Origin of the sequence: Veillonella sp. CNR 79/14, assembly GCF_003992185.1 — a bacterium.
In the GTDB taxonomy this organism is placed as follows: domain Bacteria; phylum Bacillota; class Negativicutes; order Veillonellales; family Veillonellaceae; genus F0422.
Genome location: NZ_RQVH01000045.1, coordinates 1 through 703, shown reverse-complemented (window position 1 = coordinate 703; position 703 = coordinate 1). Strand labels below are relative to the sequence as shown.

Annotated in this window: 1 protein-coding gene; it reads right to left on the bottom strand. The window is 39.0% G+C overall.

What is annotated here, in order from left to right:
* Nucleotides 1-703, bottom strand: a 703-nt coding sequence (locus tag EO119_RS08045; protein ID WP_206168803.1) for a hypothetical protein, incomplete at both ends; no start/stop codon positions are given.

Sequence of the window (703 nt, the reverse complement as noted above, 5' to 3'; positions counted from 1 at the left end):
TGATATTGTTTTGACCGTGGATGTTTAAAGTTTCTCCTAATTTACGAGTTACTTTATCTGCTGTTGCATCATCACCGTTGAATGTCATACCACCGTCTACTAAGTTAGTAATTCTTGTGTCCAAATTAGTAATCGCTGTATTTTGTCCAGCATTAGTAGCATTTAATTTATCGATGGCATCCTTAATAGTCGTTGCTTCTTCTGTTGTACCATCTGCTTTAGTAATGTTAAAAGTTGGTCCTGTAATTTTGCCGTTTTCATTAATTGTTGTACCACCAATAATAGCACCAATTTCAGATTTAGCAGTATATAATTGACCACCGTTCACAGCGTCTTTGGAGTTTGCTGCTACTTTGCCATCTGCAATATTGGACAAGGTAGTAGGCGCTGTAGTTTCTCCATTAGGATTTACTAAACGAGCTTGTGGAGTTTTCACTTCTTCTGGTGCTTTACCGTTGTTTTCCTCAGCAGTTTTTACAGTACCATCAGCTTTTACTTCATCAGCTTTGTAATATTTACCATCTTTTGCTTTAACAACACGGTCGCCAGCTTCGTTAGTATATACCACAGATCCAGCTTCGCCGTTACGCAATGCATTTACTTTATCTGTTAACGTTTTGTCATTTAAGCCGTCTTTACCAGTTAAGCCTTGTGCGCCAGATGTACCAGCTTTACCGTCACGACCATTAGCTGCTGTATCACC